Genomic DNA, 20,454 nt, shown 5'->3' on the forward strand with positions numbered 1-20,454 from the left:
GATCGTGGATCGCAATTTCGTTCCCGCAAGCAGGCCCGTGCTCTGCACCGACATGGCCTGGTCGGATCGATGGGCCGTGTCGGGGCCGCAGGCGACAACGCGGCGATGGAATCCTTCTTCGCCCTCCTGCAAAAGAACGTCCTGAACCGGCGCTCCTGGGCCACCCGCCAAGATCTCCGGATCGCGATCGTCACCTGGATCGAACGCACCTACCACCGACGCCGCCGACAAGACCGGCTCGGCCGTTTGACGCCCATCGAGTTCGAGACCATCATGAACAACAACCTGGCCCTCGCGGCCTAAACCGAAACTGTCACCCTCCGCTGCACCAGTCCCGTTCGCCCAATGTGGAGTCTTTCGTGCTGATGACCACGTAGTTGTTTGGATTTCCGAGGTCGTCTTGTGCCCAATCCGAGCAAAGCTCCTGAGCGTTGTGGTCCATGACTTGCGACCTCTCCATTGCCGCTGCCAACGACTGGACTCCTGACACTCCGGCGCAGCCACTGATTGCGACACACGTACCGACTAGCGCAACGGTCAGTACGGGAAGCCGCGCCCGAGCGGTCACAACCCAATCCAAGTCCGGGAGCTCAAGCAGCAGCACGATGCAGCCGCTTCAGAAACTCGCCCAGATATTCATCCCTCTGGGCTGCGCATGCGCGATTGATTCCCTTCGGCCCCGCCACCCGAATCGGCAGGCCATATGTCTTGCCTTCAACGCTCACCCCGAGAAACAGAGTTTGGTAGGTGATTCGACCGAATTCAGTCGTTCCTCCGGCCACATCTGAGATGGCTGCCAGCGGGAAAGAAGCTATCCTTTCGGGCTGGGTGGATCCTCCCCAAAAAGTCATTGTCGACTCATCGACGACAACAGTAAATCGTTGCCCTGTCCGATGGCACTTCGAACCCTGCGCTCTGGCGATCCGCCGCAGAACGGCGTTGGTTTCCGACGCGCTGAACCCAGTGAATGTCAGTGCGTCGGCACGAGGTTGTAAGGTCGCCAGTCGAACGGTATGGAGCCGGATCGACGTGATTGTCAGAATTGCTCCAATGACAACTGCGGCCAAAAACGCGAAGACAATCGAATACACAATCACGTTTGTTGTCATTTGATTTCGCCTCTTCGGTGCGCTGGCGAACGGTACGGGTCTCCGGCCGAACGGATGATTTTTCCGGACCGGGATTCGAGTTGCGGCAGCTCACGGTAACGATTCGACAGAGTCGTGTACCCGGCCCGCGCTTCCCACACGCCGATCGTTCGGCCGACCAGATAGAACACGATCGTGCCACCCATCAAGGCCAACATGATCGCGGCGAGCACTCCATACGGAACACCGTGCGGTATCAACAGCAAGCCGAAACCCGCCAACGCCAGCCCGATAGCGAGAAGCATGCATCCAGTGGCCAGCCGAAGGAAGTTCCCTGCCGAGAACACGTGGGGGTGATCTACTCCCCGGGATGACCTATCCACCATTTACGTCTTCCCTCCCACGAGCCCGCCACCACTCACTATGCCTGTGTATCCACTGCCGACGATTCCGAGGGCTGACATCGCTCCTTCCACCGCCTCCAACGCCCAACCTTGGACCCATTTCTTTACGGCCATCGGGACGAACGGGATCAGCGTAAGCAACGCGCCGACTATACAATTTGCCCAATCGCTGGACTTCTTGTTCTTGATAGCTTCCATGCACGTGATTGCTGAACTCACCATTCCCGCCGCGCCAGCGATCGCAGCAAATATTTGACCAAAGGGCGCAGGCGTCCAGATCAAGAAACCCGCAATTCCAGAAACAACACCCAAAATGTTGGCTACAAGCGTCCAATCGATGTTGTCATGTCTGTCCTGGACTTTGTTTTGGCTGTTTGGTGAGTCGGCCTTGGGCTTGGCAGGTGAGGAAGGCTTTGCTGGTGCGGGCGGTGCAGGTGAAGTTGGTGGTTTGGTGATTGTGGGTCGCCATGGAGCCGGGTTCGTTCCGCATCCGAGGGGGATGCCGTCGGAGGCAGGGTTGTATCTCGCGCAGATGTTGCCGTTGATGTCCACATTGCTGGTGGGGTTGTTCCACGCGTAGGCGTAGCGGTGCAGCGACTGCGGCTGGGTGAGGACGCCCTCGTAGGCGTCCGGTGTGGTCCAGGTCGCGGTGCCCGGGTTGTAGGTGCGCGCATAGTAGTGGTTGAGGCCCTGGGTGGGGTCGGTGGTTTCGCCGGTGTAGTTCTCAGGGGCTGACCAGCCGGTGGTGCCGAACTGTTGCGCGCCCCAGTCGTCATAGGTGGAGAGTTGGGTGATCGAGGGCCCGTTGGCGTCGGCGACGGTAGAGCCGAGGCGGTCCAGAAGGTCCCAGGTGGCGTCACCGTTCTGGGTGACGTGCTCGGCGAGGTTGCCGAGCGCGTCCCGGACCAGTGTCGCCGTTCCGGTGCCGGTGCTCGTGGTTTGTGCCGGGGTGAGTCCGTTGAAGACGGTGTGGGTGGTGTCCGTGCCGTACCCGGTGGAGTCGGTGGTGGTGACCCGGCGGCCCAGGCCGTCGTAGCCGTAGTCGGTGATGCGGCCCTCCCGGGAGACCTGGGTGGTCTGCCCGGCCGGGTTGTAGCCGTACTGGGTGGAGACTCCACCGATGGACTGGTTGACCCGGTTCCCGGCCCCATCGTAGGAGTAGGTGGCGGTGCCGGCCGCGACGCCCCGACCGGGCCCTGATGTGTCGGTCCGAGTGAGCTGGTCGGCATCGTTGTACGTCCCCTGCTGCGCGAAGTTCCCATCGCTGGCACCTGTTCGAGACCAGGCCGTGCGGTTGCCCGCCGGGTCGTACCCGTAACTGTTCTTCTCCCCCGCAGCCGACGTGGAGGCCGTGAGCCGGTCCAAAGCGTCGTACGCGTAGGTCGTCGATGTCTTCGTGGTTTTCGGCTTGGCGACAGCCGCCCCCGGCTGTCCGGTGGTCGCCAGCCGAGCGGGCTGGTCGGTGATCGTGCGGCTGGCGGTTGTGACATTCCCGTCGCCGTCATAGTCGTACTGGTAGGACAGCGATCCGCCGTCCGCGACCGGGTTGGCCGGCGTCGGCAGGGTGCGCCCGTTCAGGTAGGGAGCCGTGCGTTCACACAGGGGCGCATCCGTTTTGGTGCCGGCGCGGGCTCCGAGGTATCCGGCGACGCCGGTGCACGTGGCCGCGGCAGCGTCCCCCTTGGCATACGGAGCGGCAGTCGGGCTCGAGGCGGGTGCCGGTGCGGCTGCGGGCTGCGGGGTGGTGTGGGCGATCGCGGTGACCCGGTTGTCCGGGTCGTACTGATACCCGGTGCTCAGGCCGGTCGAGCGCGACTGGGTGCTGAGGTTGCCTGCGGGGTCCCAGACGTAGCTGAGCGAACCCCAGGGAGAGGCCTGGGAGGTGACCTTCCCGGCCTGGTCGTAGGTGTAGGTCAGCTGCTGCCCGGTCGGGAGGGTCAGCCCAGTGGTTTGACCGGCCGCATCGTAGGCGGTGAGCAGCTTCCCGCCCTGCTGGTCGATCTGGGTGGAGGTGCGGCCGTCCTTGTCGTAGACGAAACCGGTCACCCCACCCGGGTCGGTCACCGCGATGAGATGCTGCTCAGAGTCGTACTCGTAGGTCGCGATCGAGCCGGCAGCATCCTGGCGGATCAGGTCGCCGCGCTGGTCATAGCGGAAGGCGGTGGTCGCCCCGGTCCCAGCGACGGTCGTCGCGGTACGGCCGGCCTTCGTGTATGTCGTGTGGGTGGTGTTCCCCACGGGGTTGATCTCGCTGGTGGTGCGGCCCGCCGCATCCACGGTGTAGCGGGTGGTGTGCCCGTTCGGGTCCTTCACGGTGGTGAGGTTGCCGTCGGCGTCGTACCCGTACGACGTCGTCACGTTCACATCGGAAGCAGGCTTTGCACCCTTCCGATACCCCTCGACCACGCGGGTGAGTTGCCCGGCCGGGTCATACGCGTAGACGGTCTCGCTGCCGTTCGCGCTGGTGACGGAGGTCTGCTGCCCGGCCAGGTCGTACGCATATTCTGTGGTGGCCCCCGTCGCGTCGGTCAGTGAGGTCTGCCGCCCGCCCGCGTCGAACCCGTACGAGGTGGTGTGCCCAGTCGGATCGGTCACCGCGATGCGTCGACCGGCGGCGTCGTACGCATAGGTGGTGGCGTGTCCGGCGGGGTCCGTGGTCGTGGCGACCTGGTCGGTGGAAGTGTAGCTCGTGGTGGTGGTCCGGCCGAGCGGATCCGTCACGGCGGTCAGGTTCCCGGCCGGGTCGTATCCATAACGGGTCGTCTCGGCCATCGGCGTCGTGGAAGAGGTGACCCTCCCGGCCGCGTCATAGGTGTACAGGGTGGTGCCACCCCTGCGGTCGGTGACCGAGATCAGGTTGCTATCGGCGTCGTACCCGTAGTCGGTGTGCTTGCCGGCACCATCGGTGACCCGGGTGACGCGATCCATCACGTCGTACCCGAATCGCGTCGAGACGCCGTCGGGATCGGTCTGGCCGACCAGGCGACCGACACCGTCGTAGGAATACTTCGTGGTCGCACCGACCGGGTCCGTCTGCGAGATCAGGTTCCCGGCGGCGTCGTACCGGTACGTCGTCTTCGCCCCCGTTGGAGAGGTGACACCGGTGACGTGACCGACTCCGTCGTAGGTGCGAGTCCACGACCCACCGTTGGGGTCGGTGACCGAGGTCACCCGATCCCTCCCGTCCGTGAAATACACCGTCTTCGCACCTTGCGGGTTGGTTTCCCCGAGGAGGGAGTCCTCGCTGTCGTACGTGTAGGCGGTGGCGCCACCGGCAGCGTTCGTCGCCCGGGTGAGGTGGAAGAGCGCATCCCAGGTGTACTTCGACACGGCACCGGCCGGGTCCGTGACCTGCGAGACGTGATCGTTGGGCTCATACCCGTACGAGGTCACATTGCCGGAGGGGTCGGTGACGGAGGTCACGCGGTCCCCGTTGTCCCAGGCATAACGGGTCGTGTGTCCGTTCGGGTCGGTCACCGCGGTGATCCGCCCGGCACTGTCGTAGGCGTAGCGAGTGACTGCTCCGGTGGGATCGGTGACCGTGGTGATGTTACCCAGGGCATCGTGCCCGTAGGTGGTGGTCGCGCCGGACGGCTGGACCGAGGCGGCGAGCGTTCCCGTCCCGTCGTACCGGTTCGTGATGGTGCTCCCATCCGGCTGATGCGTCACCGTCAGCCGCCCGGAGGCGTCGTAGTCGTACGCCCACGTCCGCGCAGCTCCCTTCGGTCCTCCCGCGTCCGTTCGGGTGGCCAGCAGACCGGTCGGCGTGTAGGTGTACTTCGTCACAGCACCAGTGGGCGAGGTCTCGGTCAGGATGTTCCCCGACCCGTCATACGTATATGTCGTGGTGTGCGCGTTCTCGTCGGTCGAACGGGTGACGTTGTTCTGCGCGTCGAAACCGAAAGAAGCCGTGCTCCCATCGGGATGCTTCACCTTCGTGATGCGGAAGGCAGAGTCGTAGAAGTACAGACTCACCCGGCCCAGAGTGTCCGTGTAGGTCGTCTGCCCGGCGGTGGAGTAGTCCAGCGTACGCAGCTTGCCCGCGGCGTCCCACTGCTTCACGATCCGGCCGGCGGCATCGTATTCGTTCTTCAGGTACAGCGCGCCGGTGGCATCCGTACCGGTCAGCAGCTGGTGCGTCCCGTCGTAGCTGAAGACGTGCGTGCGACCGTCCGGGAGGGTGACCGTCGTCAGATTCCCGGCCGCGTCGTACGACAGACCCCAATGGTCGCCGCCCGGACGGGTGAACCCGGTCACACGGCCCAGAGCGTCGGACTGGACCTGGATGATCTCGCCGCCCGGGACGGTGATGGAGGTGAGCGGCACGAACTGCTGCGTGTTCCCATCCGCCGCCCCATACGTCAGCGTCATCGCGTTGCCGTTGGCGTCCGTGTGCGCGACCAGTTCGCCGATGCCCTCGATGTCTCCGGCATCGAACAGCCACGACTCACCGGATACGTCCGTGAGCAGGAGTCGCCCGCCGGGTTGCTCGGACAGCGTCTGATGCACGGTGGGATCGGCGACATAGCCGCCGTGGCCGTCCGGCGTGAACACATAACTCGCCCCGTCACCGCGAACCACCATCACGCTGCCATCGCTGAACCGCTGCGCCCGGGCGTCGAGACCGAACGACCACCCGGCGCCCACCCGCGACAACCGGCCGTCCTGCGAGTTGTAGAACAGGGTCAGATCGGTGGACGAACCGCCCAGACCGGGAAGCGAGAACAGCTTCTCCTGCTCCACCAGGTTGCCCGTGGAGAACGAGAACGGCTCTCCGCCGTAGGTCAGGTAATTCTGCAGGCCCAGATTCCGCCAGCGGGCGAGCTCCGCCGCCGAGGGCGGGGATGGCCAGCCACCGGTCACCGGGTCGGTGCAATCGAAACCCTGAGTCTCCAACCACTTACCCAGACCGGTCAGCACACCGTCCGCGATGTACGAGAACCCGTTGTCGATCACGGCTCGGTCGTAGTTGTTGTCCATGAACAGCGCTTCCAGGTGCGTCAACGCACCCGGCACACCATCGAACTCCGACCCCGGGAAGTTGCCGTTGTTGCCCATGTTCTGAGCCGGACGACCCGTATACGTGGGCAGGTTCCCGACGAGGGAGAACGACAGCTGGTCATCCGCCGGCCCACCGCGCGAATACGACTGCGAACCACCCAGCGAAGGATCGCTTCCGCCCCATGCGACACCATCCAGCGTGTTGAACCCGATCCCGAGCGTGAGCACCGGGTTCGCGTTCGTCGCGATGCCCGCACGCGTGTCCCGGCTGATGAACGGCACCGACACATCCTGCCGGGTGATCACCACGGACGCCCGGCAATCCTGCTGCAACATCCCCGACACCAGCTGGGCCAACCGGATGTTGAACCCCAGCTCCGACGTCGGCGGCGCCGGCGTGGACACGTGGCCCTCATCGTTGTCCGGGTCCAGCACCACCACCGGCCCGGGCGGCGGGACGAACTTCACCCCGATCACCACGAACTGGGACAGGTGCGTCGACTCCCCCTTCACCAAGCCCGTCTTCGCATCGAAGTACGACGGAAGAACGACCCACGGGTCACCGGACTTCTCGCGGGTGTAGAGCTGCAGCGTCCTCGTATCCAGACCGTTCGCCTTCACCCGCGCCAGATCCGGCTTCACACTCAACGCCACGCCCGGAACGACGTCGGAGACCACCGGTCCCTTCTTGCCGCCACCGCGGGTGTGGATGCGCTTCGCCGGGAACTTCGTCTGCTGCTTCCCTGCAGCGTCCTTCGCGGTGATCTGCACCGGATCCGACACCGGGACACCGCCACCCGGCTGCTCCGCCTGAGCGGACACGAGCGCATCCGCGGGTGCGGCACCCACCGACACGCTCAGGTCGGACGGCACCTCATTGCCGGAGAACGTAGCGGACACACCGAGACTCTCCGCGGCCACCGTAGAGGACGCATCCGGACGAACCGTACCTTCCGCGACGGGCGCCGGAGCCGTGGTCTGCGCGGCGACCCGCGCATCCCGCACGGCCGCCGCCGCACGCACCTCCGCGAGGGTCGCGGCAGCCGTTCGCCGGGCGATCTCCAACGGCGAAGCCTCCGCCGGAGTCACGGTGCCGACCGCGACGACGGCCGCAAGGGCTATCACTGAGACGCAGCCGCGAAGCCACAACCCACGCCCGGAGGACCTGCGCGCGGAGGACCGGCGCACTGACGTCCGGCGCGCGGAGGAACGGCGCAGCACCAACTCGCGCATCAGGACGCAGCGCCCGAGTTGAGTGCGGCGGCGAACAGATGACGCTTCCGCGCCAGCAGGATGCCGGCGATGATCAATCCGGCAGCCAACGCGGCGATCAGCCCGATGGCGATACTCGAGCCGGTGCTGGCCAGAGCATCCCGCCCCACAACACATGCGGCCAACTGGATCGCGTCCGACACGCCATCGCCATCGTAGTCCTCATGGCCGGTTGCGCAGCTCGCCGTGCCGCAGATCACGACCGACGCCCACTTCGGGACACCGTTCGCGTTCAGGTCGCCGTTACCGGTGAGACAGGTCGTCGACCCGCACACGACCTGCCGCGCGAAATCCGGGATGGCATCCCCCACCGAATCCTTCGTCGGCGAGGCGCACCGGACCGTTCCGCAGGCGATGACCTCCACCCAATCCGGGATGCCGTCCGCATCGCGATCCTCGCGACCGGTCGCGCCCGTGGCCGAGCCCGAGACCACGCGCTCCACGGCATCCGGAATCGTGTCCCCGTCCGCATCACAGGACGACACGTCCTGCACGGCCGGGCACGACACGGACGAAACCGGACCGGGCTCCGCCGCGGACACCGGCCCGGCGGCGATCGAAATGCCGGCACACAGCAGTACGGTGGCGACGCCGGCCGCCACGAGCCGAGAGATCGCTAGGAGAGGGGTAAGAGAACGCTGCACACCATGAATGACGAACGCGTCAGCGAGTCGTGACGCCGTCCGTCAGGAATTTCTTCCGCCGCGCTCTCCACTCATGGCATCGGAATTCGCGCACCGCCGGCTCAGGACGACGCGTGCCGCCCGTCGCGATGTGGCGGTCCGGTCTCAGGCGTTCGTCGGCACGGCCGGGACCGTCGCGGGGGTGGACTCCCGCTCGATGACCCGGAACGGCACCGCGATCTCCTCCGGCTCGAACGATTCCGAGTCGTCCTCGATCCGTCGCACGAGCAGTTCGACGGCGCGGCGGGCGATGTCATCGCGTCCGGGGTCGATCGTCGAGAGTGTGGGCATCGAGTAGTGCGTCTCGTCGATGTCGTCGAAACCGACCAGCGCCACATCCTCGGGCACCCGGTAGCCCGCCTCCTGCAGAACGCGCAGCGCGCCGAGCGCGAGGGTGTCGTTGAAGGCCACCACCGCGTCGAACTCGATACCGGTCTCCAGGAACGCACGCATGGCTCCCGCGCCGTCAGCACGGTGCCAGGTGCCTGCGGGGACGACGAAGCGCTCGTCGTAGCCGATACCGGCGGCCTCCAGCGCCTCCTTGTAGCCGGCGAGGCGCAGGCCCGCTGAGCCGATGGCCTCGCCGGGATGCGCACCGATCGCCAGGATGCGACGCCGGCCTCCGGCGAGGACGAGCTCGGTCGCGGCCCGGGCGCCCTCGACGTTCTGCATCGTGACGTGGTCCTTGGGCCCATTGAAGATGCGCTCGCCCAGCAGGACCATCGGCGTGGCCACTTCGGCGATCGCCTGGCGGTCCGACTCGTCGAGGGCGAGGACGCTGTAGAGGATGCCGTCCACCATCCGACCCCGCCGGTTGCGCAGCACCGTGAGCTCGCTCTCCCGGTCGTTGCCGAACTGTTCGATGAGCACGGACAGGCCATGCTCGCTCGCTGCCCGCATCACGGAGTCGGCGAGCTCGGCGAAGTAGGCGTTGCGCAGTTCGGGGATGATCAGGCTGATCACGTTCGTCCGGCCCGATCGGAGGCTGCGCGCCGAGAGATTCGGCGTGTAGTCCAGCTCGGCGATGGCGTCGAGGACCCGCTGGCGGGTGCTGTCGCGCACATACGGGTAATCGTTGATGACGTTCGAGACGGTCTTGATCGACACGCCGGCGAGCCGGCTCACATCGTGGAGCGTCGCCGCCATTGGTCCTCCCGAGTTGCTTCCGTCCACTCTACAACGTTGGACATGCTACGGCGAGGGTGGCGCGCGGGGCGCGCGGCGAGGATGGAGCGCGGGGCGCGCGGGGCGCTCGGCGAGGGTGGAGCGCGCAAGGCCGGCGGCGCGCACAGACCGCCGAAGTGCTCGTAGTTGCGGCCCCGTGCGGCGTGTCGGGTGCAACATCGAGCACCTCACCAAAGGGAGGTGAGCTGGCAACGCGGGCTGGGCCGCGCGACACGGGGCGGCGCGACACCGGGCGGCTCGGCACGGGGGGGCGACACCAGGCGGCGCGACGCCGGACGGCCGAAGTGCTCGTTGTTGCGCATCCGCGCGGCGTGTCGGGTGCAACAACGAGCACCTCGGCGAAAAGCGAAGCGGGTCGAAGCGGTTCGATGCTCCGAACGGTTCGATGAAGCGAAAGAGGCCAGTGCGCAAGCGACGAAGGCGCGACGTGCGAGAATCGCAGCCTGGAGGTGACGATGGCTGCCACGATCGGGGATGTCGCGCGGGTCGCCGGGGTGTCCCGGAGCACGGTGTCGTACGCCCTGTCCGGCAAGCGCGCGATCTCCGAGGAGACGCGGACGCGCATCCAGGAGGCCATCGAGCAGCTGGGATTCACGCCCAATGCCGGCGCACGGGCGCTCGCCACGTCCCAGACCAACGTGCTCGGACTGTATCTGCAGTTCGAAGAGGACGAATTCGCGCCGGCGATGCTGCAGTACGTCCTCCCCGTGTCGACGACCGCGCGCGACCACGGCTACGACCTGCTGATGGTGACGGACCCGGATCTGGTCAACGCAGTCCGGCGCACCACGTCATCCGCGATGGTCGACGGCGTCGTGCTGCTCGACGTGACCTACGACGACGTGCGTCTGGAGCCGCTCCGTGGCGCGACGCAGCCGGCCGTGCTGATCGGCTACGCCCGCAACGGCGAAGGTTTCGACTCCTTCGATCTCGATTTCGGCGAGGCCGCGCGACTCATCGTCGACCACCTGGCCGCGCTCGGCCACCGGGACATCGTCCTCATCACACCGCCCCGCCAGGTCTACGACCGGGGCGGCTCCTACGCCTGGCGGTTCCGCGACGCTGCAGTGGAACGCGCGGCCCGCTACGGGATGCGGCTCGCCCCCCACTACGGCGAGTCGCGGCAACCCGGCATCGTGGACGAATTGGATGCGGCCCTCGCCGCATCCCCGGACGCCACGGCGATCGTGGTGCACAACGACGCAACGATCGCGGCACTGCCGTCGTACCTCGACAAGCGCGGCATCCGCTGCCCGGACGATCTGTCGGTCATCGGGGTGTTCTCCCAGGACTTCGCGCAGGCCTTCTCGCTCCCGTTCACGGCGGTCGAGACGTCGCCGGACGCGCTCGGGCAGGAAGCCGTGCGCCGCCTCATCCTGCGGATCACGGCGCCCGAGCAGGCGGGCGCGCCGGTGGTCCGCTTCATCGAGCCGGCGCTCGTCGATCGCGGAAGCACGCGCGCCGTCGGCTGATCGCCGAGACGGAGCCTGCGGCAGGGCGCTGGGCCGGCGCCCTACCTGGGCGATCCGGGTAGCTCTGCGACCGAGCGCCGACGCTCGCATGTCTGCGCACGCTTGGAACGTGCGCGGTGGCGCGAGCACCCGCATACGTTACAAACGACCGCAGACGCGGGGCGGGTCGGAGTGCGAACCCGATCCCGTCACGTGCGCTCCGCGTCGCCGCGCGACCGGATCTGCGCACGTTCGGAACATGTGCGGTGGGGCGAGCACCCGCATTCGTTACAGACGACCGCGGAGACCCCGAAGCCGGTGAGACCGCGGCGATGCGGAGCGGGCAACGCGGAGCGGCGACGCGGAGCGCCGATGCGGAGCGGCGCAACGGAGCGGCGACACGCCGCCGGCCGCCTCACGGCGCCCTGGTCCGTCGCTCCGGCTAACGGAGTCGCCCTGCCCGGGTTCGCATGTCTGCGCACGTTCGGAACGTGTGCGGTGGGGCGAGCACCCGCATTCGTTACAGACGACCGCGGAGACCCCGAGGCCGCTCAGGCCCGCGACGGCATCCCGCCGGCCGCCACCCCTTCCGCGAAAAGATTTTCGACGAATCGAACCGGTTCGACTTGTCAGGGCCGCATCGAGGCGCTACATTGATCGAACCGGTTCGACAGGTCCCGCGAAACCCGAACCCGGACCCGAACCTGAACCCCAGCCAGCATCGACGACGAGAGGCCCGAGGAGGCGCCATGGCGATCACCATCACCGATGTGGCCCGCCACGCGGGCGTATCCCCGAGCACGGTCTCGTACGCCCTGTCCGGCAAGCGGTCCATCTCCCCCTCCACCCGGGCCCGCATCGACGAGGCCATCCTCGCCCTCGGCTTCACGGCGAACGCCGGAGCCCGGGCGCTCGCCACGTCGCAGACCATGGTGATCGGCCTGCTCACCCAGTTCCACCAGGACGAGTTCGCACCGGCGATGCTCCAGTACGTCCTCCCCGTGTCCGACACGGCCCGCGAGTTCGGCTACGACATCCTCCTGGTCACCGAGACCGACGCCACGGCAGCCCTCCGCCGGGTGACGAGCGCCGGGATGGTCGACGGCGTCGTCCTGCTCGACGTCGTCCACGAGGACCCGCGCCTCGAGACCCTCCGCGCCGCCCCGCAGCCCGGAGCCCTCGTCGGCCTCCCGAAGCGCACCGAGGGCCTCGACGTGTTCGACCTCGACTTCGGCGAGTCCGCCCGCATCCTGGTCGACCACCTCTACGGACTGGGACACCGCGAGATCATCGTGGTCTCCCCGCCCAAGCACGTCTTCGACCGCGGCGGCGCGTACGGCTGGCGGTTCCGGGATGCGGCGCTCGAGCGCGCGGCCCGGTACGGCATCCAGATCCACCCCTACTTCGGCGAGGCTCAGCAGCCGGCCATCGGCCAGAGCATGAACGCCATCCTGGATGCGCGTCCCACCGCAACCGCCCTGATCGTGCACAACGACGCCACGATCGCCGCGCTGCCCTCGGTCCTCGCCACCCGCGGCACGCGCGTGCCGGAGGACCTGTCGGTGGCGAGCCTCTACTCCAAAGACTTCGGCCGAGCCTTCTCCCTGCCCTACACGGCGGTGGAGAGCTCGCCCGATCAGCTGGGCCAGAACGCGGTCCGGCAACTGGTGCGCCGGATCGCGTCGCCGGAGCTCGCAGGAGCCCCGGTCACCCGGTTCATCGCACCGGAACTCACGATCCGCGGGAGCACCGCATGAACCCGAACAGACACGCAGCGCCCGCACCGACGCGGCGCTCCGCGGATGAAGACACACCAGCAATGCACGATTCAAGGAGGAATACTGTGATCGCACACAAGCGCGCCCGCATCATCGGCGCCGCCGTTCTCGCGGCCGCCGTCATCGGCGGCGCCACCGCCTGCTCGGGCTCGGGCTCCGGCTCGACCAGCAGCGCAGGCGGGACCTACACGTTCTGGGATCCGTACCCCCAGTTCGACGCATCCGCCGACTGGACCAAACTGGTCGAGCAGTGCGGGACCCAGGCCGGCGTCACCCTGAAGCGCACCGGCTACGACACCAGCGACCTGACCAACAAGGCGCTGCTCGCCGGCCAGCAGGGAAGCTCGCCCGACCTGCTGCTCGTCGACAACCCGGTCGTCTCGACGCTGGCCGACGCCGGCATCCTGACCAGCACGTCCGAAAACAAGCTCGACACGTCCGCCATCCAGAAGAACATCCTGGCTGCCGGCCAGGTCGACGGGAAGACGTACGGCGTGCCGATCGGCGCCAACACGCTGGCCCTCTACTACAACAAGACCGTGCTGAGCGCGGCAGGCGTCGACATCGCGTCGGTCAAGGACTGGCCGAGCCTCACCGCAGCGCTCGCCAAGGTCACGGCTGCCGGCAAGAAGGGCATCACCTTCTCGGCCATCGGCACCGAGGAAGGCAGCTTCCAGTTCCTTCCGTGGTTCTGGGGCTCCGGCGCCGACCTGAAGCACCTGGACTCGAGCAAGGCCACCCAGGCGCTGTCGCTCTGGACGGACTGGCTGAAGAAGGGCTACGCCCCCAACTCGGTCATCAACAACACGCAGACCACCTCGTGGCAGGAGTTCGCCACCGGTGACTACGCGTTCGGCGAGAACGGCACGTGGCAGCTCGGCAACGTGAAGAAGGCCGGTATCGACTACGGCATCCTCACCATCCCGGGCATCGATGGCGGCGCAGCACCGGCCCCGACGGGCGGCGAGTTCATGACCATCCCCGTCCAGAAGGACACCGCACGCTACGCCACGTCGAAGAAGATCGCCGAGTGCCTCACCAGCACGAAGAGCTTCGTGAAGACCGACACCACACTCTCCTACATCGCCCCCACCGAGGCGGCGCAGACGGAGCAGGTCGCGGCGAACGCGGACCTGAAGCCGTGGGTGGATGCGGTGGCCGCCGCCAAGGGCCGCACCAGCGACAACCTGGGCACCAACTACCCGAAGATCTCGCAGCAGCTCTGGGGAGCAGTGCAGAATGCGCTCAGTGGTTCGCAGACGCCGGAGGCGGCGCTGAAGGCCGCTCAGAGCGCTGCAGCAGCAGCAACCAAGTAACACCTCTCGAAAGCACGGATCCATGACCACCACACAGACGGCACCCCAGGGTGCTGTTCGGGACCAGAGCGGGGCGGCCGGCACGGCCGCCCCGCCGCGGGCCAGGAGGCGTCGATCCGGTCAGTGGGCGGCCTGGGCGTTCCTCGCTCCGGTGGTCGTCTACCTGATCGTGTTCTACGCCTTCCCGCTCTACCGCAACATCGAGCTCAGCGTCCGCGACTACACGGTCCGCTCGTTCGTCCAGGGCGACGCTCCGTTCGTCGGCCTCGACAACTACGTCAAGGTGTTCCAGAATCCGACCTTCGGGCCGGCCATCCTGCACACCGGGCTCTTCACGGTGATCTCGATCGCCTTCCAGTTCACCTTCGGCATGGCCCTCGCGGTGTTCTTCCACCAGAACTTCCGCCTCTCGGCCACCCTCCGCGCCCTGTTCCTGGTGCCGTGGCTGCTGCCGTTGATCGTCTCGGCGTCGACCTGGTCGTGGATGCTGAACAGCGACTCCGGAGTCGTCAACTCCGTGCTCCATGCGATGGGCCTCCCGGCCGTCAACTGGCTGACCTCGCCCGACTGGGCGCTCACCAGCGTGATCATCGCGAACATCTGGATCGGCATCCCGTTCAACCTGGTCATCCTGTATTCCGGACTGCAGAACATCCCCACCGAGCTGTATGAGGCCGCCGCCCTCGATGGCGCCAACGGCTGGCAGAAGTTCTGGCGGGTCACCTTCCCGCTGCTGCGTCCCGTGTCGGCGATCACTCTGCTCCTCGGGCTGATCTACACGCTCAAGGTGTTCGACATCATCTGGATCATGACGCGCGGCGGGCCCGGCATGTCGTCCACAACGCTCGCGACGTGGTCCTACCAGCTCGGGTTCGCCTCCACGCTGCCCGACTTCAGCCCGGCGGCCGCGGTCGGCAACGTCCTCATCGTCATCGCCCTGATCTTCGGCGTCATCTACATCCGCACGCAGCGAAAGCAGGAACTCGCATGAACGGCCGGCGACCCTGGTGGAAGACGGTGGTGGGCGTCCTTCTCACGATCGTGATGCTCTTCCCGGTCTACTGGATGATCAACGTCTCGCTGACCCCGGCGACCGAGATGCGCAAGAGCCCGCCCGACCTGTTCCCGGTGCACGCCACTTTCGAGGGCTACCAGGCGGTCATCAGCCAGCAGCTCCCCTACCTCGGGACCAGCCTCCTGATCGGGCTCGGCACGGTCCTGCTGACCGTCGCGATCGCCGCGCCTGCCGCGTACTCGCTGGCGAAGCTGCGCCCGAGAGGACGCGGCGCCCTCAACTTCGTGCTCCTGATCGCGCAGATGATCCCGGGCATCATCATGGCGATGGGCTTCTACGCCATCTACCTGAACCTCGGGATCCTCAACAGCGTCTGGGGGCTGGTCATCGCCGACTCCACGCTCGCGGTGCCGTTCGGCGTGCTGATCTTCTCGGCCTTCATGTCCGGGATCCCCGACGAGCTGCTGAGCGCGGCGAAGATCGACGGCGCCGGCACCTGGCGCACGTTCCGCTCGATCGTGCTGCCGGTGAGCCGCAACTCGATCGTGACGGTCTCGCTGTTCGCGTTCCTCTGGGCATGGTCGGACTTCATCTTCTCGTCCACCCTGAACAGCGGCGGCGCCCTGCAGACGATCACGCTCGGCATCTACAAGTACATCGGCAACAACAACCAGGAGTGGAACGCCATCATGGCCACCGCCGTCGTCGCCTCCATCCCCGCGGCGGTCCTCCTCGTCATCGCCCAGAAGTATGTCGCGGCGGGCGTCACCGCCGGCGCCGTGAAGGACTGAGCATGGACCCGTTCGACGACTTCTCCTTCGACATCGGCGAGATCCCCTTCTCGCGTCGCGGGGCGTGGCTCGACCTGTCGCGGGTGACCGGCCTGCACAGGGTCGCCGAGGACATCCACCTGGTGACGCACACCGGCGGGATGCACGCCGTCTTCCGGGTGACGCCCGAGGTGGACGGGCGGCGAGTGGATGCGCAGGTGCGCGCGACGCCCGCGGTGCTCGGCTGGACCCATCCCGCAGGATCGGTCGAGGCCGTGTTCGACGAGACCGGCATCCGGTTCCGCGGGCGGGGCCTGGGGCTGAGCTTCGTCGCGCCCGACGAGCTGACACCCTTCACCGGCGGCTATCTGTTCGTCGATCCGCTCGATGGGGCCGTCACGCTGACGAGCTACGAGTCGGGACGCCGGTACCGGTTCACGACCCTGGCCGGCTCTCCGGAGGTGGTGGGCGCGGAGCGCGTCGGCGTCAGCGCCCGGTCGGTGGCCTTCGCCTCCGGCACCGAGTGGGAGGTGCTGCTCGAGGAGATCGAGACGAGCGCGCCTCCGGTCACGTCGGTGCCCGGGTTCGATCGCGTCGCGGAGCTGCGCCGGGCGGAGTTCCGGGACTACTGCCGTGGTCTGGTCGCGGGAGAGGCGGCGACGGTCGAGGCGGCCTCCATCCAGCCCGCGGCGGTCAAAGCCGGCTACGTCATGTGGTCGGCCACGGTCGCTCCCGCCGGCTTCGTCACCCGCGAGGCCGTCCTCATGTCGAAGCACTGGATGGACAAGGTCTGGAGCTGGGACCACTGCTTCAACGCGATGGCCCTCGCCTCGAGCGACCCGGATGCGGCGCTCGACCAGTTCCTGCTGCCCTTCGACCACCAGAACGCGGCCGGAGCGCTCCCCGACTCGGTCACGCACTCCGAGGTGCTCTACAACTTCGTCAAGCCGCCGATTCACGGCTGGGCTTTCGCGCAGCTCCGCGCCCGGGCTTCGCGGCCCTTCAGCCGAGGACAGCTGGAGGAGGTGCACGAGCGGCTGAGCGCCTGGACCCGGTTCTGGCTCGACTACCGCCGCGCCCCGGGCCACGACCTCCCCTACTACCAGCACGGCAACGACAGTGGATGGGACAACTCGACCACCTTCGACCACGGCGGAGTGATCGAGGCCCCCGATCTGGCGGCCTTCCTCATCCTGCAGCTCCGCGTGCTGATCGGGCTGAGCGAGGAGCTCGGTCACTCCGCCCTGGAGTGGTCGGTCGCAGAACGCGACCTCCGTGCAGCGCTGTTCGAACAGCTGTGGAGCGGCGAGCGCTTCGTCGCGCGCTCGGTCGCGACCGGGGAGGCCGCGCCCTCCAGCAGCCTCCTGAACTCCCTGCCCATCGTGCTGGGCGAACTGCTGCCGGACGACATCGCCGAGCGGCTCGCCGCATCCATCGCCGGACACCTCACGGAGTGGGGTCCGGCGACCGAGCCGGTCGACTCGCCGCTCTATCAGGACGACGGCTACTGGCGGGGGCCCATCTGGGCGCCGTCGACCGTGCTGATCGAGGACGGCCTGCGCCGCGCCGGCCGCACGGACCTCGCCGACCGCGTCGCGGCCTCGTTCGCGGCCGTGTGCGAGAAGTCGGGCTTCGCCGAGAACTTCGACGCGCGCACCGGCGACGGTCTCCGCGACCGCGCCTACAGCTGGACCGCCAGCGCCTACCTCACCCTGCGGGCCGACGCTCTCACCCGCCTCGCGGAGGACCGCGTCACCGCGGACTCCCTCATTGGAGAACGATGACCGACACCCTCGACCTGACCCGCCTCGGCGGGCCGGTCTCCCCCCGCACGTCCCTGCTGCGTCCGCTCGGGCCGACGGAGGTGCGCATCACGGGCGGGTTCTGGCGTGAGAAGCAGGAGCTCAACGCGAGCGCGGTGATCGGCCACTGCCTGACGTGGATGGAGCGGATCGGCTGGATCCGGAACTTCGACCGCGCCGCCGATGGCACGGTCGCCGAGCTCCACGAGGGCATCGAGTTCGTCGACTCGGAGGTCTACAAGCTGCTCGAGGCGATGGCCTGGGAGCTCGGCCGGGCCGGCGATCCCGAGCTGGAAGCCACCTACCGCCGGCTCGTGGACAGGGTCGCCGCAGCTCAGGAGCCCGACGGCTACCTGCACACCTCCTTCGGTCGGCCGGGGCAGCGTCCACGGTTCTCGGCGTTGGAGTGGGGGCACGAGCTGTACTGCTTCGGCCACCTCTTCCAGGCCGCGGTCGCCCGTATCCGCACCGGGCACGACGACACGATCGTGCACGTCGCCCGGCGGCTCGCCGACCACGTCTACGCGGAGTTCGGCCCCGAAGGCCGGGATGCCGTCTGCGGCCATCCCGAGATCGAGACCGCACTCGTGGAGCTGGGCCGCGCGCTGCAGGAACCGCGGTACATCGAGCTCGGGCGCATCCTCGTGGAGCGTCGCGGCCGGCAGCGGCTGAAGACGACCCTGTTCCAGGGGAGCGAGTACTTCCTCGACGACGTGCCCGTGCGCGAGGCGAACGTCCTCCGCGGGCATGCCGTCCGGGCCATGTACCTGGCGGCGGGGGCAGCGGATGTGGCCGCCGAGTTCGGCGACGGCGAACTGCTCGACGCCCTGCGGACCCAGTGGGACAACACGGTCGCCCGGCGCACGTACCTCACCGGGGGCATCGGCTCCCACCACCAGAACGAGGAGTTCGGCAGCGACCTGGAGCTCCCGGCCGACCGGGCGTACGCCGAGACCTGCGCGGCCATCGGCTCCGTCATGTTCAGTTGGCGGCTGCTGCTGCAGACGGGTGAGGCGAAGTACGCGGACCTCATCGAGAGGACGCTGCTGAACGCCGTCCTCGTGTCGCCGCGTGAGGACGGCCGGGCCTTCTACTACGCGAACACCCTGCACCAGCGCGTCGCCGGGTCGGCCCCGGCCGAGGACGAGATCAGCGAACGCGCCGAATCGAGCATGCGCGCTCCCTGGTTCGAGGTCTCCTGCTGCCCGACCAATGTCGCGCGGACACTGGCCAGCGTGGCGTCCTACGTGGCGACGGCGACGGACGAGGGAGTGCAGCTCCACCAGTTCGCCGACGCGGAGATCTCGACCACCGTGGCGACCGGCGCGGTGAACGTCCGGGTCGAGACGGGCGGGTATCCGTTCGCCGGTTCGGTCTCCCTCGCGGTCGAGTCGGAGGGAGTCGTGGAGATCGCTGTGCGCATCCCGGACTGGGCGCGGGAGGCGCGGGTGCGCTTCGGCGGGCGGGCCGTGGCCGTCGTGGATGGGTACGCCCCCGTCAGGGCGCAGTTCGCGAGCGGCGACCGCATCCAGGTCGAGCTCGGGATGGAGCCGCGCCTCACGTACCCGCATCCCGGCATCGACGCCCTGCGTGGGACCGTGGCCGTGGAGCGCGGACCGCTCGTGCTGTGCGCCGAGTCGACGGACCTGGCCGGCGGCGCGGACGTCGCGCGGCTGAGGATCGCGGCGGACGTGCCGCTCGGCGTCTCGCCGGAGGGCGCAGTGGCCGCGGTCCGGATCGCGGACGTGCAGGACGCCTCCTGGCCGTACGGCGAGCGACCGGGCATCAGTGCGGAGGGCACGTCGAGCATCCCGCTGATCCCGTACTTCCAGTGGGCCAACCGCGGGCCGAGCACGATGCGCGTCTTCCTGCCGCTCGCCGACTGACCGCCGCGCTCGGGCCTCGGGTTTCGGGCCTCGGGTTTCGCCGAGGTGCTCGTTGTTGCACCACCCCACGGCGTGTCGCCGGCAACAACGAGCACTTCGGCGATGGGGATGGGGATGGGGATGGGGACGGGATGGGACGGGGTCCTCAGCTCTTCGCCGAGGCCGCTCCCGTGCGCCGGATCCCCACCGCGGGGAGCAGGATGTCGTCGATGACCCTGAGCAGGAAGTGCCGGTCCACCGGTCTCCGCAGCACGAGCACGCGGTACGCCGCCATCGAGGGGGTGAGGAGCGCGAGCTGCTCGATGTCGCAGTCCGCCGGGATCTCGCCGCGCTCCACGGCGCGACGCAGGAACATCCGGTTGATGGAGGCGCGCGGCTCGACGATCGCGGCGTTCACGGCATCGGCGAGCTCGGGGTTCTCGGCCAGCATGGAGACGAGCCCGGCCATGACGCGCAGCTTCTTCTCGCCGTCCACGATGGTGTGCGGTCTCATCATCGCGACGAGGTCACCACGGAGGGTGCCGGTGTCGGGCAGAGACTCGGAGTCGACGTCGACCCTCTTCATGCAGGCGACCGCGTCGACGACCAGCTCGGCCTTGGAGGCCCACCGGCGGTAGACCGTGGCCTTGCCCGCCTTTGCGCGCGCGGCCACCATATCCACGGTCATCCGGTCGTAGCCGGTCTCGGCGAGGACGTCGAGGGCGGCCTCGAGGATCTCGGGATCGCGGGTGTGGTCCCGCTTGCGCCCGAGCTTCGGTGCGAGGGCTGAGGTTTCCATCTCTGACAGTCTAGGTTAATTCCTG

Annotated in this window: 14 protein-coding genes; 8 read left to right on the plus strand and 6 right to left on the minus strand. The window is 67.8% G+C overall.

Translation table 11 applies throughout. From position 1 onward, the window contains the following. A partial coding sequence (locus BM287_RS15275; RefSeq protein ID WP_139230703.1) for an integrase core domain-containing protein occupies nt 1-303 on the plus strand: 303 nt, incomplete at its 5' end. Nucleotides 304-590: 287 nt separating this feature from the next. Here the strand turns inward: BM287_RS15275 and BM287_RS17665 are convergent. The 5 genes from BM287_RS17665 to BM287_RS15295 form a co-directional block, all read right to left on the minus strand. Continuing rightward, on the minus strand, nt 591-1,109 hold the full coding sequence (locus tag BM287_RS17665; RefSeq protein WP_139230704.1) for a hypothetical protein: 519 nt from the start codon (nt 1,107-1,109) through the stop codon (nt 591-593). Beyond that, entirely contained in the window at nt 1,106-1,393 is a 288-nt protein-coding gene (locus tag BM287_RS15280) for a hypothetical protein (protein ID WP_090041253.1), read from the minus strand. Before BM287_RS15280 ends, BM287_RS17665 begins: the two co-directional genes overlap by 4 nt. A gap of 81 nt (nt 1,394-1,474) precedes the next feature. Further along, nucleotides 1,475-7,618 carry an RHS repeat-associated core domain-containing protein gene (locus tag BM287_RS15285; protein WP_244528366.1) on the minus strand — a complete coding sequence of 2,048 codons (6,144 nt, stop codon included), beginning with the start codon at nt 7,616-7,618 and terminating at the stop codon, nt 1,475-1,477. A 107-nt stretch (nt 7,619-7,725) separates the two neighbouring features. Next, on the minus strand, nt 7,726-8,274 hold the full coding sequence (locus BM287_RS18145; protein ID WP_244528368.1) for a hypothetical protein: 549 nt from the start codon (nt 8,272-8,274) through the stop codon (nt 7,726-7,728). A 279-nt stretch (nt 8,275-8,553) separates the two neighbouring features. Next, nucleotides 8,554-9,594, minus strand: coding sequence for a LacI family DNA-binding transcriptional regulator (locus BM287_RS15295; protein WP_090041248.1), 1,041 nt, complete (start codon nt 9,592-9,594; stop codon nt 8,554-8,556). Between the two features lie 494 nt (nt 9,595-10,088). Here BM287_RS15295 and BM287_RS15300 point away from each other — a divergent pair, with 494 nt between their 5' ends. From BM287_RS15300 to BM287_RS15330, 7 genes are all read left to right on the plus strand, one after another. Beyond that, nucleotides 10,089-11,105, plus strand: a complete 1,017-nt coding sequence (locus tag BM287_RS15300) for a LacI family DNA-binding transcriptional regulator (RefSeq protein ID WP_090041246.1) — start codon at nt 10,089-10,091, stop codon at nt 11,103-11,105. 728 nt (nt 11,106-11,833) lie between these two features. Then, nucleotides 11,834-12,841, plus strand: a complete 1,008-nt coding sequence (locus BM287_RS15305) for a LacI family DNA-binding transcriptional regulator (RefSeq protein ID WP_090041244.1) — start codon at nt 11,834-11,836, stop codon at nt 12,839-12,841. 86 nt (nt 12,842-12,927) lie between these two features. After that, a complete protein-coding gene (locus tag BM287_RS15310; RefSeq protein WP_090041241.1) occupies nt 12,928-14,178 on the plus strand; it encodes a sugar ABC transporter substrate-binding protein in 1,251 nt (416 codons plus the stop codon). 22 nt (nt 14,179-14,200) lie between these two features. Next, nucleotides 14,201-15,169, plus strand: a complete 969-nt coding sequence (locus tag BM287_RS15315; protein ID WP_090041239.1) for a carbohydrate ABC transporter permease — start codon at nt 14,201-14,203, stop codon at nt 15,167-15,169. Next, the gene (locus tag BM287_RS15320; protein WP_090041236.1) at nt 15,166-15,984 is read left to right on the plus strand and encodes a carbohydrate ABC transporter permease; all 819 of its coding nucleotides are present in this window, start codon (nt 15,166-15,168) and stop codon (nt 15,982-15,984) included. Before BM287_RS15315 ends, BM287_RS15320 begins: the two co-directional genes overlap by 4 nt. A 2-nt stretch (nt 15,985-15,986) precedes the next feature. Continuing rightward, nucleotides 15,987-17,747 (plus strand): amylo-alpha-1,6-glucosidase, encoded by a 1,761-nt coding sequence (locus BM287_RS15325; protein WP_090041234.1) that lies wholly within the window; start codon nt 15,987-15,989, stop codon nt 17,745-17,747. Continuing rightward, a complete protein-coding gene (locus BM287_RS15330) occupies nt 17,744-19,651 on the plus strand; it encodes a glycoside hydrolase family 127 protein (protein WP_090041232.1) in 1,908 nt (635 codons plus the stop codon). Before BM287_RS15325 ends, BM287_RS15330 begins: the two co-directional genes overlap by 4 nt. Before the next feature lie 145 nt (nt 19,652-19,796). Here BM287_RS15330 and BM287_RS15335 read toward each other — a convergent pair whose 3' ends face one another. Then, nucleotides 19,797-20,429: a TetR/AcrR family transcriptional regulator gene (locus tag BM287_RS15335; RefSeq protein ID WP_090041229.1), complete on the minus strand. Its 633-nt coding sequence runs from the start codon at nt 20,427-20,429 to the stop codon at nt 19,797-19,799. Nucleotides 20,430-20,454: the final 25 nt, after the last annotated feature.

Source organism: Leifsonia sp. CL147, from assembly GCF_900114565.1.
GTDB lineage: Bacteria > Actinomycetota > Actinomycetes > Actinomycetales > Microbacteriaceae > Leifsonia.

Excerpts from the sequence above, each read along its gene's own strand:
- BM287_RS15295 (WP_090041248.1), bottom strand. The coding sequence starts at position 9,594 with ATGGCGGCGACGCTCCACGATGTGAGCCGGCTCGCCGGCGTGTCGATC.
- BM287_RS15335 (WP_090041229.1), bottom strand. The coding sequence starts at position 20,429 with ATGGAAACCTCAGCCCTCGCACCGAAGCTCGGGCGCAAGCGGGACCAC.
- BM287_RS15325 (WP_090041234.1), top strand. The coding sequence starts at position 15,987 with ATGGACCCGTTCGACGACTTCTCCTTCGACATCGGCGAGATCCCCTTC.
- BM287_RS15300 (WP_090041246.1), top strand. The coding sequence starts at position 10,089 with ATGGCTGCCACGATCGGGGATGTCGCGCGGGTCGCCGGGGTGTCCCGG.
- BM287_RS15330 (WP_090041232.1), top strand. The coding sequence starts at position 17,744 with ATGACCGACACCCTCGACCTGACCCGCCTCGGCGGGCCGGTCTCCCCC.
- BM287_RS15315 (WP_090041239.1), top strand. The coding sequence starts at position 14,201 with ATGACCACCACACAGACGGCACCCCAGGGTGCTGTTCGGGACCAGAGC.
- BM287_RS15280 (WP_090041253.1), bottom strand. The coding sequence starts at position 1,393 with ATGCTTCTCGCTATCGGGCTGGCGTTGGCGGGTTTCGGCTTGCTGTTG.
- BM287_RS15320 (WP_090041236.1), top strand. The coding sequence starts at position 15,166 with ATGAACGGCCGGCGACCCTGGTGGAAGACGGTGGTGGGCGTCCTTCTC.
- BM287_RS15305 (WP_090041244.1), top strand. The coding sequence starts at position 11,834 with ATGGCGATCACCATCACCGATGTGGCCCGCCACGCGGGCGTATCCCCG.
- BM287_RS17665 (WP_139230704.1), bottom strand. The coding sequence starts at position 1,109 with ATGACAACAAACGTGATTGTGTATTCGATTGTCTTCGCGTTTTTGGCC.